The sequence below is a fragment of the Bacillus sp. SORGH_AS_0510 genome, assembly GCF_030818775.1.
GTDB lineage: Bacteria > Bacillota > Bacilli > Bacillales > Cytobacillaceae > Neobacillus.
On record NZ_JAUTAU010000001.1, the window covers coordinates 2975084 to 2989266 of the forward strand.

Consider the following 14183-nt stretch of genomic DNA (forward strand, 5'->3'; position numbering starts at 1 on the left):
TAGTAGGAGTTATTTAAAAAGACTATTTAGTCTAAATAATTTTTATTTTGCTAGGTCAAATTTCTTATCCCTAAAAGCAGACAGTGTCCACCTGAGATGGACACTGTCTTTCAATGGTGCCTGACACCATTTATTGCATCGGATTTGCAAAATCGTTTAGGAGAATTTGAACTTCTTCGCCTTCGGTTATTTCTCCCGGGCATTCCACAGCGCAGACAATTCCGCGTTTTTTGTAGGCGGCTTTGACGAATTTGGCCGCAAGCTTAGGATTGTTTTCGAAATGTCTTTGAATCATTTCACCAGGAAAGATGCATGGTTGATTTTCTCCCATACAGATTAACCCCGTACCATTTGGGAAAAGTAGCCGCGAGCCCATGGTAAGCTTCGTCAACTCAGGAAATCCGTTTAATAGAAGGTTGGCCCCTAGCCATTCGGGTAAAATATAATCCACCCCAAGTCCTTCAGCAATTTCCGCAAGTTCCTCTTCTGATACAATCGTAATTTGACGTCGATTGAAAATTTCTGTCCCTTTTGGATACATGGGTTGACGAGAATCTGATGGAACGATCATACCGAAATGCCGATCCCCTCTTATGCCGCCAAACTCAAGAATGGTTTTTGGAATCCTCCTTGTCACGAATGATTCCGGTTGATCTGCTATTAAAATGGCATTTACTTTTGCTTCTGCTTTTTTCAATATTGTTCCTTCTTTCCATTATGTAGTAGGAAACGAGCCCTACCCCCCGGCTAAATGTTTTATGTAGGTGTAACGGCACGTTTAAACAAGTTTAGCTTCTATATCCAAAGGCATAATTTAAATATGGAAATTGTTTTTTAGCATTGTTACAGTTTTTACCCATATAATTATTTTACACCATATTAAAGGGGGAATTGATTTTATGAATCAACAATCTTTAATATTGGATTTGGATGATACCCTCATCCACTGCAGCAAGTACTTTATTCAATCTAAAAATGAATTTGCTGAGCAGCTGCAAAACTGGTTCGATTTCCTTTCCAAGGAAGAAATTCTTCAAAAACAACTTGAAATTGATGTAAAAAATGTAGATAACCATGGCTTACATTCTTCCCTTTATCCAGAATCATTAGTATTGACCTACAAATTTTTTTGCGTCAAATACGGTAGAGCCATAAAGAAAAGTGAAATTGACCTGGTACGTAGGATTGGTCAAGAAGTGTTTAAACTTGACGTGCAGCCCTTTCCTTACGTATATGATGTTTTGGATAGTCTCCAAGAGGATGGTCATCGATTGTATTTATTTACAGGCGGGGATATGAAAAATCAACGAAGGAAAATTGATCAGTTAGGTTTAGATCGCTACTTTGAAAACCGAATATTTATTCAGCAACATAAAAACTCGAGCACCCTGAAAAAAGTACTGAATAAAATAGATTCCGACAAAAAAATAACCTGGATGATTGGGAATTCTTTAAAAACAGATGTAAAGCCTGCTATCGAGTTAGGTATCAATGCCATCCATATCCCATCAGAATTTGAATGGAGTTATAATATTATAGATTTAGAAATTGAACCAAGTGGTACTTTTGCAGAGCTTGAGTCACTGCTGCATCTCCCTGAGTACCTTAGAGATTACGCTTTTGTTCATGAAGCGATATAAAGAAAATGGCTTGGAAATATTCCAAGCCATTTTTCTATTGGCTATTTTAAAACTACATTTCTTTATCATTCCTAAGAATGTCATTCACTGTTGTCTTCATTGTATAGATCACGGTTTTCTTGTAACGTGCGGCAATAAGCAGCACTCTTATTTGTTCGGAGCGGGTGAGATTTTTAAACCGAGGCTCTTGTTTTAAAAAGGTTCGAACGATTGACCAACTGGTTGGCATGAGGGGAAAGTCATCTAGGGGTTGTTTGTTTCGTAAACGATGAAACCATGAAATCATTCCGGTAGAACCGCTTTTATCCACTATACACGGTGCATAAATATTTTTAGTGAATTTTTTTAGTGAATCTAGTCGATCTTGCCCACTAACAAGGATGTAACTGTCGTCCTTTCGACTTTTTTTGACCACCAGCACAAACATGCAGTCCCACATTAATCTTTGGAGCTTCTTAATATGCTCCGTAATTTTCAGCGATAAATCAGGTTTGATTTTTTCAAGCGGTATATACTGTATCGTAAATTTCATACACAGCCCCTCCTGTTTTCATGATGGACCTATTTTCGATTCTTGCTGCAGGTGCGTTGTATTTGAATAAACTGAGTAGCATAACTCTGTTAGAATAAATGTATGTTATCCTCGCATGTCACATACGAAGGAATTTATCTAAAGAAAACACAAATTCCAAATATAGTTATTTAAGTTTTGACTAGCTCGTGATTACTTTATTAAAACTTGTTTGAATATGTCCTGCCTTCTGACAATGTTTCTGTTTTTTCGCTTACTCTGTCCGAAGTTGCCTTCACTTCTTACAATCTTTCTCCTTTTTCCACCTACTCTGTCTGAAGTTGCCTTGTCTTCTGACAATCTTTCTCCTTTTTCCACCTACTCTGTCCAAAGTTGCCTTGTCTTCTGACAATCTTTCTCCTTTTTCCACCTACTCTGTCCAAAGTTGCCTTGTCTTCTGACAATCTTTCTACTTTTTCCTTCAACTGTGTCAAAATTCAGCTAAGGTTCTCACAAGAAAGCACTTGATTGGACCGATGATTGCTAAAATCTTTCCAATCAAGATTTATTCGATCGGAATTCACCAAAAGAGCTATGCGCTTGTTTAGTCGCATAGCTCATCTTAAACTAACTATCTTCATTTCGGATAAAGAATTTCATCGATAATCCCATACTCTTTTGCTTCTTCTGCACTCATAAAATAATCTCTGTCCGTATCCTTTGCTATTTTTTCGATTGGCTGTCCTGTCCGTTCTGAAATGATTTTATTCACATGATCTCGGAGCTTTAAGATTCTTCGGGCAGATATTTCTATTTCCGTTGCCTGCCCTCTCGCTCCTCCTAGTGGCTGATGTATCATAATTTCACTGTTTGGCAAGGCATACCGTTTTCCCTTTGTCCCTGCAAGAAGCAACATGGCCCCAAAGGAAGCAGCCATTCCTGTGCAAATCGTCCGTACATCTGGCTTAATGTATTGCATTGTATCGAAAATTGCAAACCCTGCAGACGTAGACCCTCCTGGGCTATTTATATAAAGAGATATTTCTTTATCGGGTGCATCGGCCGCTAAAAATAATAATTGTGCTACCACACTATTGGCTGTATGGTCGTTGATTTCTTCACCAATGATAATAATTCTGTCCTTTAATAAACGTGAATAAATATCATAGGATCGTTCTCCTCGATTAGACTGCTCTATTACATACGGAATGGTACTCATTTCTTTTCCTCCTTGAAGCATTTAATTGGCTATGCAGCCATACAGAGAGTGCTTGAAGGAGAGAATTTTGGAGTGGATTTCTGAGTACTTTTAAACATAAGTGCAGGCTCAGGACCGCTAATACTTTTTAACGAAGGAATGGCTTCAATGAGAACGGCAGGGTCATCTGCTTTCAGCACCTCATAAAACAATTCCGAAAGCTGTTCTTGATTTTCCTCATCCCAAAAGGATTCCAAACCCATGGATTGACCCTCTTCGTTTTCTTTCTCCAGTCTCTTTCTTGCCCGGTAAAGATTGGCTTTCACTGCGATTTCTGAGACATCCAGAATATCTGCAATTTCCTTGAGCTGATATTGGAACGCCTCTTTCAAAAGAAAGATGACTGCCTGCTTTGGAGTGAATTTTTTTAATAATAATTCAACTGTGTGGTTCAACCCGTCCACTCTATTTGAAGAACTTTGACTTTCCAAATAGGATGAATCCTCTTCAAGCGTTTCCTTCTTTCTTTTACGAAGCAGGTCAATCCAATGATTGTAAGCCATTTTATTTAATAATGCGGCTGTCATCCTTTGGGGTTGACACGCGTATTTTAATGCCTTTAAATATGTCTCTTGTGCGATATCCTCTCCATCCCATTTATTTTGGGATAGAAAGTGGCAATATCGCTGGAGTTTTGGATAATGTTCCATCCAAAAAACATCCTCAAACCCATACACATCCTCTATACTTTCCACGCTGTCCTTTATCAGTTTGTGTGACATGGTTTTCACTCCTTTTGCACTCTCTACCCTATAAACGTTTCAAGGAGGTTAAAAAGATACGGGGGCAAAAAAATTTTTTCTAATCATACTATATGTTCATAATATTGGATTTAACCTTGTCCTAAAGGTTATTGATGTACCAAGTATACCCGTTCTGGCCGTCCCACTGTTCCATAGGAAAGGTCAGCCTCAATCTTTTCTTCCGCCACCAAATGTTCTAGGTAACGCCTTGCGGTTGTTCGACTGACACCAATCTCTTTAGCCACTAATTCAGCCGTTAGCCCACGCCCTTCTTGCTTTAGAACCTCCAATACCTTTTCAAGTGTCAACGGATCGATTCCCTTAGGTAAATATTGCTTTTCGTTGCCGCTTCCCTCGCTCTCTTTACGCAATAGCTTATCCACCTGCTGTTGGGTGACATGGAAAGCTTCTTTACCTAATTGTAAAAGGCTAGTATGGTATTCTTTATAACGTTGTAACGATTGTTTAAAACGTTCATACACTACTGGTTTAATCATATAATCAAAGACACCGATGCTTATGGCTTCTTGGACCTTATGGATCTCTTTTGTTGCTGTGATCATGATGACATCCATTTGTTTAGCCTGCTGTTTGGTTTCCTTTAGTAAATCTAGTCCATTCATATCTGGAAAATACACATCCAATAGTAGCAAGTCTGGTTGGAGAATCTCAATTAGTGTTTTGGCTTCTACGTAACTAGCTGCAATTCCGACTGTTTCGAACCCAGCGATTTGTTCAAGAAACCGTTTCTGAATCTCTGCTACTTTTAAGTCATCTTCAACAATTAACACTGAGATTACGTGACTGTTGTGCATACAAATCCCCCCTGCTTTTTGGTATCGCTACTGTGAAAATAGAGCCTTCTCCAACATTTGAAGAAAATGTAATCATTCCTCCTAAGTCGTCCAGAGCTCTTTGTACTAAACTGAGTCCGATTCCGGCATTACTGCTAGTATTTTTAGTAGTAAAGCCTGCCTGGAAAATCTGATCACTCGCCTCAGAGTCAATTCCATTCCCGTTGTCTTCCACTTCAATAATTAGTTCTTTGCCTAGATCAGTCAAAAATATGGACACACATTTTTCTTGTTTTTCATTTCCCTTTACTGCTTCAAAAGCATTATTAACCAAGTTTCCAATGACGGTTACTAATAAATCTCTACTGATTTCAGGTGACAGATCCTTAAAGCTGCTTTCTCTATCAATAGTAAAATTTATTTTTAATTCGCTGGCTAAACTAACCTTTCCTAATATAAACCCAGCAATGATAGGGTCTGGTACTTCCCTCATTAAGAATTGGATGAACCCTTGGGCAACATCAACTTCCTTTGAAATAAAGTCAATGGCCTCCTGATAGGACCCCAGTTGAATCAGCCCCAGAAGGGTGTAGAGACGATTAGAATATTCATGGGTTTGTGCCCGCAATCCCTCTGCGTAGGATTTAACATGCGATAATTCTTGCAGCAGTTGAGCAAGCTCTGACTTGCTTCGAAAGCTGGCAACAGCACCGACGACTTCGCTTTTGTTATTAAAAATAGGAATTCGGTTAGCTAAATAAACATCCCCCATAATAATAATTTCCTGATCATACTCTGCTTGTCCCGTCCGAACAACTTCAAGTAAATGAGTGTTAACCAGTACGTCTTCTATTCTTTTACCTCGAAGCAGAATATGATTGGGTACCTTCAAGATTGTATGTGCCGTCTCATTAACCACCGTAATTCTTCCATCAGTATCGATTGCAATGATCCCCTCATGAATAGATTCCAAGATTGCGTGTTTTTCTTGGTACATCCAAGCTATTTCTTTTGGTTCTAAGCCAAATATCGCTCTTTTAATATTTAGCGAGATTAATAGTGCCGCCAATAAACCCCCAATTAAAATGATTAATGTGGCAACAAAAATTTTTTTCTGCAGCCTAGACACTTCTTTTTCAATATCTGTTTGCAGATACCCGACTGAAACGACGCCAATGACCTCGCCGTTGCTAAAAATAGGTGCTTTTCCCCTTAAGGAAGGACCTAATGTCCCGGTTGATTCGGAAATAACCGACTTGCCTTTGAATACTTGACCGTTGTCTCCTCCCACCATTTTTTGTCCTAAACGATTGGGATTCGGGTGTGAGTACCGAATTTCGTCTCGATTTCCTATAACAATAAATTCCGCTCCTACTTGTGTTCTAATTTTTTCTGCAATAGGCTGGATAATGGTTGAAGGATTATTCGTCCGAAAGGCGGCCTGAATCTCAGGCATGTTGGCAATCGACTGAGCAACAGATAGTGCCTTCGAACCTATCTCATGTTTTAAATTAGTTTCCATGATATTTTTAAAAGTAAATTCTATGATTGTTCCAAGAACAATGATAAGTATGGAAATTCCCAGCATTAGTTTTGTATGTATACGCATTCAGACAAACACCTCTCCCCCTATCATAATAAAAAAAACTCCTCATAAAAAGGAGTTTTTTCTCAATCTTCAGAAACTTAACCTTCTACATTAATAATGACATCTTTCCCTCTTCGTTTCATCATGAAAGGGACCACCAACCAAAGTACAGTGATGAGAAGAAAAGCCAAGGAAATTGGGCGTGTGACAAATACACTGTAATCACCATTAGAAATGGTCAATGCTCTTCTAAGATTATTCTCAATCATAGGTCCTAAAACGAGACCGAGCACCAATGGGGCGATCGGATAATCATTTTTATTGAAAAAATATCCGAGAACACCACAGCCCAACAAAAGAAGGAGGTCGTTCGTTGACACCTGAACGGCGTAAACACCGAAAATGGAAATCGCTATAATCATAGGAATTAAGTATTTCTTAGGTGTTTGAATGATTTTCGCGAACACCTTCACAAGTGGTAAATTTAAAACTAGCAGCATGATGTTACCGATGAACATGCTGGCAATTAATCCCCAGGCAACCTGTGGATGGTCTTCAAATAACAATGGACCTGGCTGTACATTGTACATCATCAGAGCCCCCATAAGGATTGCCGTGGTGCCTGACCCTGGAATCCCTAAAGTCAGTAATGGGATCATTGCGCCACCAGAGGCCGCATTGTTTGCAGATTCAGGTGCAGCTACCCCAGCAATGGTTCCTGTTCCGAATTTAGAAGGAGTTTTCGAAATCTTTTTTTCAAGAATGTAAGAGAAAAAGGATGCAAGTGTTGCCCCGGCGCCTGGTAAAATCCCTACAAAGAAGCCAAGAATACTTCCGCGGGCAATCGGTCCAGCAGACTCTTTCAATTCTTCCTTTGATGGAAGGAGGTTATTAATTTTTGCAATATCTACCTCTTCTTCTTCTTTTTCTAAAATTGTCTTGAACACTTCACCTAAAGCAAACAACCCGACAGCAATGGTTAAGAATTCAATGCCTTGAAAAAGCCAAGGTACATCGAAAGTGAATCTAGCAATTCCGGAAACACTATCGATTCCAATTGTTCCTAGTAATAAACCACATACCGTCATAATTAATGCTTTTGTTACCGATTTTCCTGCTAATCCGCTAACTGCTCCTAATCCTAGAAGCATTAAGGAGAAGTACTCTGCAGGACCAAATTTTAGCGCCACATTGGATAAGGGCTTTGCTAATGCAATCAAGGCAATTAATGTCACGATCCCTGCTACAAACGATCCAATGGCCGCAATGGAAAGTGCACTTCCTGCTCTCCCCTTCTTTGCCATTTGATACCCGTCTAATGTGGTCACAACAGAGGAGGATTCCCCTGGTGTATTTAATAGAATCGAAGTGGTGGATCCCCCATACATCGCTCCATAGTAAACGCCTGCTAATAGAATGATTGCACTAGTAGCCGCTTGTTCAGGTGGAAGTCCACCTGTAATCGAGGCCGTTACCGGAATAAGAAGTGCCACACCACTCATGGGACCGATACCAGGCAAGACGCCAACAGCTGTCCCAATTAACACCCCAACAAAGGCAAAAATGATATTATACCAAATAAGTGCAGTTCCAAAGCCCTGAAATAAAAAATCAATAGTACTCATACATGTTTCCTCCTTTCTTTAGGTGCTGCGATTAAAACCATATCGGCCAGCCTGGAAGTGTTCCCTTTAATACTTCAACAAATATATAGTAGACAATTCCGGAAAATAAAGCAGATATTATGAGGGAATTCACCCACTTCGACCTTTCCATTGTTTGAAAGCAAACAAATAAAAATACAAAAGTTGTTATCACATAGCCTACTGATTCTAGTGCTAAGATATAAATCAATGTAGCAACAAAAATGATTAAAAATGGCTTATATTCCAATTTCTCTTTTTCCTTATGGTGCGCTTTTGTCATGAGCGTTTCATAAAACAACCGAATACTTAATAAAACTAGGATGATTCCAAGAATAAATGGAAAGATATCGGGACCTACTACACTCCCATAAGAGGAGGTTGCAAGCTGCTTGCTTCCAACGATAAAAAGCACTCCTACTGCTAAAAATAATATTGATGCTACACGATCGAATTTGATATCCATTTGTACTCCCCCTTTCTATTTAAAAGGGGAAGGAGAGAATACACTCCTTCCCACTCCCTAACTTTTACTTTTGCATGCCTAAGGCAGATAATAACTGCTGAACTTGTTGATCTTGATCTTCTAAAAACTTTTTGAAATCTGCACTGTTTTTGTACTGTAATTCCCAACCTTGTGTTTCTACTTCCTTCTTCCACTCCGGTGACTGTACCAGCTTATCGATGGTTTTTTCCCAATAAGTTTTTGCTTCCTTAGACATCTTTTCAGGACCGAACACTCCGCGCCAAATCGTAAATTCTGCGTCAACTCCTTGTTCCTTTGCGGTCGGAACATCTTTAAAATCACCGGATAATCGTTCTGAAGAAGTGACAGCTAAAACGCGAATTTTTCCAGCCTTTAAAAATTCCTTCACACTAGAAGCGTCTGTTCCGATGACATCGGCATTTCCACCAAGCAGAGCAGTAATGGCTTCCCCACCGCCATCATAGGAAACATATTTAATTTTTGTAGGGTCCACCCCATATTTGTATGCTGGAAGAATGGAAATCAAATGGTCCATCGAACCTGGTGCGGAACCACCTGCAAATGTTAGTTTAGTAGGATCTTTCTTCACATCATCCAATACAGACTTAAGGTCCTTATATTTTGAATCAGCTTTTACAACAATGGCTCCAAAATCCTTGGTTAACTGTGCTAATGGAGTAGTGTTTTTGTAGCCATAAGGACTGTTTCCTTCTTTTTTAAGATTGTTAATAATAATTGGCGGTGAACTAACAAAGAGCATATCGTTGTTTGCCGCATGTTGGGTTGCGTATTCCGCCATAAATACTGCGCCGCCGCCACCTGGTTTATTCTCTACTGTCATTGGCTGGTTCACCAGCTTTGTCTCGCTTAGTACTTTTGTAAATGAACGTGCTGTTAAATCCCAGCCACCCCCTGCACCAGATGGCGCAACAACGGTAATAGACTTGGTAGGATAGCCTGTACTTTCTTCCTTTTTACCAGAGCTTGCTGTTTCTTTACTGCTGCTACATGCACCAAGACTTAATGCTAAAGCACCTGCACACATAACTGCTGAAATTCTTTTAAAAGAAAACATTTTACTTCCCCCTTTTGTAAACGTTTTCTTAATTTTACAAAATCTTTTCAAATTGCATAGATTATGCACTTAAACAACATTAAAAACTTATAAATCATTTTGTTCATTTTGTTCACGTGAAGAAATTTGGAGATTTTTGCTGAAAAATAATAGTGGACTAATTTTTTTAGCCTGTTATAATCCATATAGAATACATTATTACATTTAAAGGTGGGCACTATGGGGAACACATGTAGGTATGTTGTCAACGCACTTGGAAAAGGTGGGGAAACATATTATACGCGCTGTAAAGATAAGCAAGAATTAAAGAATTGGATTTCAACGAATCGTGATAAACTAATCATGGACGAATTAAAAATCACTGATAAAAACCAAAATCTATTTACCAAATGGTTAGGTATGAAAAAATTATTTTAAAAACGAGACGCCATCCTTTTTAGGATGGCGTCTTTTAATTGCTATTTTAATAGAATACTATTAGGTGTCAGACACCATTTGTGGACATTTGTACTCCTGTTGCGGACACATTACGATGCCTTAAGACTTACGAATTTCTTTTTCTGGATGTGGATGAGTCGGAGGGATAAAGCAATTCCGGCTGCAAGTAATCCCACGGTTAATCCAATCCAATAGCCCCTTGCTTCTAAGGTTGTATAATGAGCCAACATAAATCCAACTGGGAGGCAAATTAGCCAATAGGCGATTAATGTCATAATAAACGCAAGGTTGACATCTTTATACCCTCTTAATGCCGCTTGTGCAGTGGCCTGTATCGCATCGGATATTTGGAAAAACAATGCAAAAATCAAGAAGTTAGCAGTTAAATTAATTACTGCTGCTTCATTCGAATAAAAACCAGCCACCTGATAACGGAAAAGAACGACTAATAATCCTGTAAAGAGCGCAATACAAATGGCCAGTGAAACACCCAGCCAACTGTATTGTTTCGCATCTTTATAACGCCGTGCACCGACTTCGAATCCGACAAGAACAGTCAGTGCTGTTGAAATACTAATAGGAATCATATACAAAAAGGAAACAATATTTAATGCCGATTGATATGCAGCAATGGTAGTGACATTAAATTTACTTAGTAGAATCGTAACTACAGCAAACATACTTGTCTCGAAAAACGTAGAAAGGCCCATTGGTACACCGATTTTTAAAATCTCCTTACATTCTTCCCATGAGAATTCCTTCTTTTTCCCAAAGACCGGGTAGGATGAGAATGGATCCTGTGTTTTCACAATGAAGATTGTCATCGCCATAATGAGCCAATACGTAATGGATGTCGCATACCCTGCCCCAGCACCACCTAGCTCTGGAAAGCCAAAATGACCGAAAATAAACGCGTAGTTTAAGAAGAAATTCAGTGGTAATGAAGCAAGCATAATCACCATAACCACACGAGTTTTTCCCAGAGCGTAAATAAAGGACCGCAGTACGTTAAAAATAAAAAGTGGTACAATTCCATAACTAAGGCCAACTAAGTAATTAGAGGCTGTTTCTTGAACCGCTACTGGCAGTTTCATTTTGTCTAAAATGGGATCTAATAAAATGGATCCTACGGAAATAACTACAATAGCAATAAGAATTGAAAGGTACATTCCATGCTTAACAACAGACGAAACTTCATTACTTCTTTTTTCACCGAATCGTTGTGCAGCGATTGGTGAAACCGCAAGCAGGATCCCGCTTATCCCCATAAAAATAGGGCTCCAAACCGAGGAACCAATCGCCACCCCTGCTAAGTCTGAGGAATGGTATTTTCCTGACATAATCGTATTGAAAAATACCATTGAAAACATGCCAAGCTGCGTAATTAATATTGGAATTAATAAAACGATGATTTGTTTTGTCTTTTCCTTAATTGTAAAGGTCTGTTTCATAATTGTGTTCTCCTTGACTAATAAAAATCCGAAACTTAATTATACTCTATTTTGATCTATTTTCCTCTTATAAAAACTCCTTCCTGTCATATTTTACAAGGTTAATATTCATCTGTCTCTCCTCTAGTCTTGTGTAGGCTGTCATATATTTTTTTAGGCTGTGATGTGCATCACCTTGTCTTTCGCTTGCTTTTTCTAAAATAGATTTCAAAGGGAGATGGTAATGATGGAAAATCAACTAAACGATTTATCTATTTTGACGAGTTACCGCAATCGGCAGGTCATTCTCAACTATTATCAGGATGAGGATTTTTTATGGAGAAGAGATGGATTTCACTTTGAATCTATTCAATTAGAAAATGAACAGCTCATGTTTTCTAAGCCGGATGGTGACAACGTGTTTACTATCTCCTTGAAAAAATATGGGAGAGCTATTCGCGATACGCAGTTTCCGAATTATTTTATTTTGCTTTGTTGCGGAGAGCGCTTAGGGATCTATTTTCCATAAAATATCACTATATAAAAAAGACGCTCCCAATGAGGGCGTCTTTTATTAGGTTCTACTAATGTCGTCGCATATTCTGCAGACTTTGACCTATTTTCCATCCACTCTGTCTGACGTTTCCTCTTCTTTGGACTATCTTGACTTGTTTTCCATCGACTCTGTCAGAAGTCTCCTCTTCTTCGGACTATCTTGACCTGTTTTCCAGCAACTCTGTCAGAAGTTTCTCCTTCTTCTGACAGTCTTGACCTGTTTTCTAGCAACTCTGTCAGAAGTATCTCCTTCTTCTGACAGTCTTGACCTGTTTTCCATCGACTCTGTCAGAAGTCTCCTCTTCTTCGGACTATCTTGACCTGTTTTCCAGCAACTCTGTCAGAAGTCTCCTCTTTTTTGGACTATCTTGACCTGTTTTCCATCGACTCTGTCAGAAGTCTCTTCCTCTTCGGACTATCTTGACCTGTTTTCCAGCAACTCTGTCAGAAGTTTCCTCTTCTTTGGACAGTCTTGACCTGTTTTCCATCGACTCTGTCAGAAGTTTCTCCTTCTTCTGACAGTCTTGACCTGTTTTCCATCGACTCTGTCAGAAGTCTCCTCTTTTTCCGACTATCTTGACCTGTTTTCCAGCAACTCTGTCAGAAGTTTCTCCTTCTTCTGACAGTCTTGATCTGTTTTCTAGCAATTCTGTCAGAAGTTTCCTCTTCTTCGGACTATCTTGACTTGTTTTCCATCGACTCTGTCAGAAGTCTCCTCTTCATGGAACAGACACTACCTGAATTGTTCTAAACCTGTCAAATTTTTAGGACCAAATAATTAAAGCTCATCATTGAATTGAAAAAGCCTATTCCTATAAATACCGCTGTTAGCTCTTTACAATTTTTGAAGGATTATTCACTTTGTACAACACAGGTACATCAACCAAAAATTCTTCCTCTACCTCTTTCCCCTTGGCTAACTTCTTAGCTGCTACCTTGCCGTCAAATTCTAGTTGATCTCCAACAGCCAGTTCAAACTTTTTAAGTGTCTTACTATGACTGCACCATGCAAATCCTATTTCTAATGGATTGTCCTGGACAATTGTCACATTTTCTAAGACAACTACTTCATCGTTTTCTTCATTAAATGGATTATAGGTTAGAGCAAACTGCTTAACCGTTGCCGTAAAATGTACTTTTTCAGTTGGAAGCTCGAGTTTTGGTGCCTTTTCTTTTTTGGGCTTTGCTTCTTTTATTTTTGCTGGTTTTGGTGTTGCCTCTTTTTTGGGCATTTCTTCAGCAGCTACAGTTTTTCCGTTGGAAGCAATAGCTTCAACCTGGTTATCTTGCGCTTCTGCAGACATCTCATTCTCCTCAAGCGTCAACAGACTTTCTTTCCCAAAGCTTGATTGCTGCATTTCCTTTAAATAGGCTGGGTGAATACAGCTCAACTGACCATCATTAAATTCAATAACAATCGTATTTAAGTCTTCTGAACTCCCATATGTTTCGTATCCCTTAATTGTAACGTGACGTTGATAATTGCGGTCTTTGTACCAAAATTCCTTTTTTGCTTCCTTTGCTGAGGATAACCCCCATTCTTTAAGCTTTTCCTTATAATGATCGTCATCCCTAAAGGTTTCGAACTCTCCTTTTGGCGGAATATATTGTGTCATCATAGATTCGACCACCATTTCCTCACTTCCTTCCACTTATGTATGTAAGTAAATTATATCATTTCATTAGAAAAACAAGAATTGCCATGAGGAGGACTATTCTATATGTATAAAAAAAAGACTCTCCAAGAGAGTCTTTTTTCATTTATATAAAGCTACAATTAAGCTTTACGAACGTTAGAAGCTTGTGGTCCACGTTGACCTTGCTCAACGTCAAATGTTACTGATTGACCTTCGTCAAGAGATTTGAAGCCTTCGCCTTGGATAGCTGAGAAGTGTACGAATACATCGTCTCCACCTTCGCGCTCGATGAATCCAAAACCTTTTTCTGCATTAAACCATTTAACTTTACCTTGTTCCATTTGTGTATCCTCCTGCTGTGTGCTATGCACACATTATGGTACT

General features: G+C 39.0%; 15 protein-coding genes. 3 read left to right on the plus strand and 12 right to left on the minus strand.

The features are described 5' to 3' along the window. Nucleotides 1-130: 130 nt before the first annotated feature. Nucleotides 131-700, minus strand: a complete 570-nt coding sequence (locus tag QE429_RS15290; protein WP_373463260.1) for an MOSC domain-containing protein — start codon at nucleotides 698-700, stop codon at nucleotides 131-133. A 199-nt stretch (nucleotides 701-899) separates the two neighbouring features. Between QE429_RS15290 and QE429_RS15295 the strand changes: the two genes are divergently transcribed. Next, nucleotides 900-1640, plus strand: a complete 741-nt coding sequence (locus QE429_RS15295; RefSeq protein ID WP_307288113.1) for an HAD family hydrolase — start codon at nucleotides 900-902, stop codon at nucleotides 1638-1640. Between the two features lie 52 nt (nucleotides 1641-1692). On the opposite strand, the gene QE429_RS15300 is transcribed toward QE429_RS15295, so the two are convergent. From QE429_RS15300 to QE429_RS15335, 8 genes are all read right to left on the minus strand, one after another. After that, nucleotides 1693-2172: a hypothetical protein gene (locus tag QE429_RS15300; protein ID WP_307288115.1), complete on the minus strand. Its 480-nt coding sequence runs from the start codon at nucleotides 2170-2172 to the stop codon at nucleotides 1693-1695. 616 nt (nucleotides 2173-2788) lie between these two features. Further along, complete coding sequence (gene clpP, locus QE429_RS15305) at nucleotides 2789-3370, minus strand: ATP-dependent Clp endopeptidase proteolytic subunit ClpP (RefSeq protein ID WP_307288117.1); 582 nt, start codon at nucleotides 3368-3370, stop codon at nucleotides 2789-2791. A 29-nt stretch (nucleotides 3371-3399) separates the two neighbouring features. Continuing rightward, the gene (locus QE429_RS15310) at nucleotides 3400-4131 is read right to left on the minus strand and encodes a sigma-70 family RNA polymerase sigma factor (protein WP_307288119.1); all 732 of its coding nucleotides are present in this window, start codon (nucleotides 4129-4131) and stop codon (nucleotides 3400-3402) included. 128 nt (nucleotides 4132-4259) lie between these two features. Further along, nucleotides 4260-4967: a response regulator gene (locus tag QE429_RS15315; RefSeq protein WP_307288121.1), complete on the minus strand. Its 708-nt coding sequence runs from the start codon at nucleotides 4965-4967 to the stop codon at nucleotides 4260-4262. Beyond that, entirely contained in the window at nucleotides 4930-6555 is a 1626-nt protein-coding gene (locus tag QE429_RS15320; RefSeq protein ID WP_307288123.1) for an ATP-binding protein, read from the minus strand. Before QE429_RS15320 ends, QE429_RS15315 begins: the two co-directional genes overlap by 38 nt. A 77-nt stretch (nucleotides 6556-6632) precedes the next feature. Further along, nucleotides 6633-8159: a tripartite tricarboxylate transporter permease gene (locus QE429_RS15325; RefSeq protein WP_307288125.1), complete on the minus strand. Its 1527-nt coding sequence runs from the start codon at nucleotides 8157-8159 to the stop codon at nucleotides 6633-6635. Nucleotides 8160-8190: 31 nt separating this feature from the next. Beyond that, complete coding sequence (locus QE429_RS15330; protein WP_307288127.1) at nucleotides 8191-8643, minus strand: tripartite tricarboxylate transporter TctB family protein; 453 nt, start codon at nucleotides 8641-8643, stop codon at nucleotides 8191-8193. 64 nt (nucleotides 8644-8707) lie between these two features. Further along, entirely contained in the window at nucleotides 8708-9739 is a 1032-nt protein-coding gene (locus QE429_RS15335; RefSeq protein WP_307288128.1) for a Bug family tripartite tricarboxylate transporter substrate binding protein, read from the minus strand. A gap of 219 nt (nucleotides 9740-9958) precedes the next feature. Between QE429_RS15335 and QE429_RS15340 the strand changes: the two genes are divergently transcribed. Beyond that, entirely contained in the window at nucleotides 9959-10156 is a 198-nt protein-coding gene (locus tag QE429_RS15340) for a hypothetical protein (RefSeq protein WP_307288130.1), read from the plus strand. Between the two features lie 110 nt (nucleotides 10157-10266). Here QE429_RS15340 and QE429_RS15345 read toward each other — a convergent pair whose 3' ends face one another. Beyond that, the gene (locus tag QE429_RS15345; protein ID WP_307288132.1) at nucleotides 10267-11628 is read right to left on the minus strand and encodes an MATE family efflux transporter; all 1362 of its coding nucleotides are present in this window, start codon (nucleotides 11626-11628) and stop codon (nucleotides 10267-10269) included. Between the two features lie 226 nt (nucleotides 11629-11854). Between QE429_RS15345 and QE429_RS15350 the strand changes: the two genes are divergently transcribed. Beyond that, entirely contained in the window at nucleotides 11855-12136 is a 282-nt protein-coding gene (locus tag QE429_RS15350) for a hypothetical protein (RefSeq protein ID WP_307288135.1), read from the plus strand. 853 nt (nucleotides 12137-12989) lie between these two features. On the opposite strand, the gene QE429_RS15355 is transcribed toward QE429_RS15350, so the two are convergent. Both QE429_RS15355 and QE429_RS15360 read right to left on the minus strand, forming a co-directional pair. After that, nucleotides 12990-13778 (minus strand): hypothetical protein, encoded by a 789-nt coding sequence (locus QE429_RS15355; RefSeq protein ID WP_373463261.1) that lies wholly within the window; start codon nucleotides 13776-13778, stop codon nucleotides 12990-12992. Nucleotides 13779-13939: 161 nt separating this feature from the next. Beyond that, nucleotides 13940-14140: a cold-shock protein gene (locus tag QE429_RS15360; protein WP_077617474.1), complete on the minus strand. Its 201-nt coding sequence runs from the start codon at nucleotides 14138-14140 to the stop codon at nucleotides 13940-13942. Nucleotides 14141-14183 lie beyond the last annotated feature (43 nt).

Excerpts from the sequence above, each read along its gene's own strand:
- QE429_RS15295 (WP_307288113.1), top strand. The coding sequence starts at position 900 with ATGAATCAACAATCTTTAATATTGGATTTGGATGATACCCTCATCCAC.
- QE429_RS15300 (WP_307288115.1), bottom strand. The coding sequence starts at position 2,172 with ATGAAATTTACGATACAGTATATACCGCTTGAAAAAATCAAACCTGAT.
- clpP (WP_307288117.1), bottom strand. The coding sequence starts at position 3,370 with ATGAGTACCATTCCGTATGTAATAGAGCAGTCTAATCGAGGAGAACGA.
- QE429_RS15310 (WP_307288119.1), bottom strand. The coding sequence starts at position 4,131 with ATGTCACACAAACTGATAAAGGACAGCGTGGAAAGTATAGAGGATGTG.
- QE429_RS15315 (WP_307288121.1), bottom strand. The coding sequence starts at position 4,967 with ATGCACAACAGTCACGTAATCTCAGTGTTAATTGTTGAAGATGACTTA.
- QE429_RS15320 (WP_307288123.1), bottom strand. The coding sequence starts at position 6,555 with ATGCGTATACATACAAAACTAATGCTGGGAATTTCCATACTTATCATT.
- QE429_RS15325 (WP_307288125.1), bottom strand. The coding sequence starts at position 8,159 with ATGAGTACTATTGATTTTTTATTTCAGGGCTTTGGAACTGCACTTATT.
- QE429_RS15330 (WP_307288127.1), bottom strand. The coding sequence starts at position 8,643 with ATGGATATCAAATTCGATCGTGTAGCATCAATATTATTTTTAGCAGTA.
- QE429_RS15335 (WP_307288128.1), bottom strand. The coding sequence starts at position 9,739 with ATGTTTTCTTTTAAAAGAATTTCAGCAGTTATGTGTGCAGGTGCTTTA.
- QE429_RS15340 (WP_307288130.1), top strand. The coding sequence starts at position 9,959 with ATGGGGAACACATGTAGGTATGTTGTCAACGCACTTGGAAAAGGTGGG.
- QE429_RS15345 (WP_307288132.1), bottom strand. The coding sequence starts at position 11,628 with ATGAAACAGACCTTTACAATTAAGGAAAAGACAAAACAAATCATCGTT.
- QE429_RS15350 (WP_307288135.1), top strand. The coding sequence starts at position 11,855 with ATGGAAAATCAACTAAACGATTTATCTATTTTGACGAGTTACCGCAAT.
- QE429_RS15355 (WP_373463261.1), bottom strand. The coding sequence starts at position 13,778 with ATGACACAATATATTCCGCCAAAAGGAGAGTTCGAAACCTTTAGGGAT.
- QE429_RS15360 (WP_077617474.1), bottom strand. The coding sequence starts at position 14,140 with ATGGAACAAGGTAAAGTTAAATGGTTTAATGCAGAAAAAGGTTTTGGA.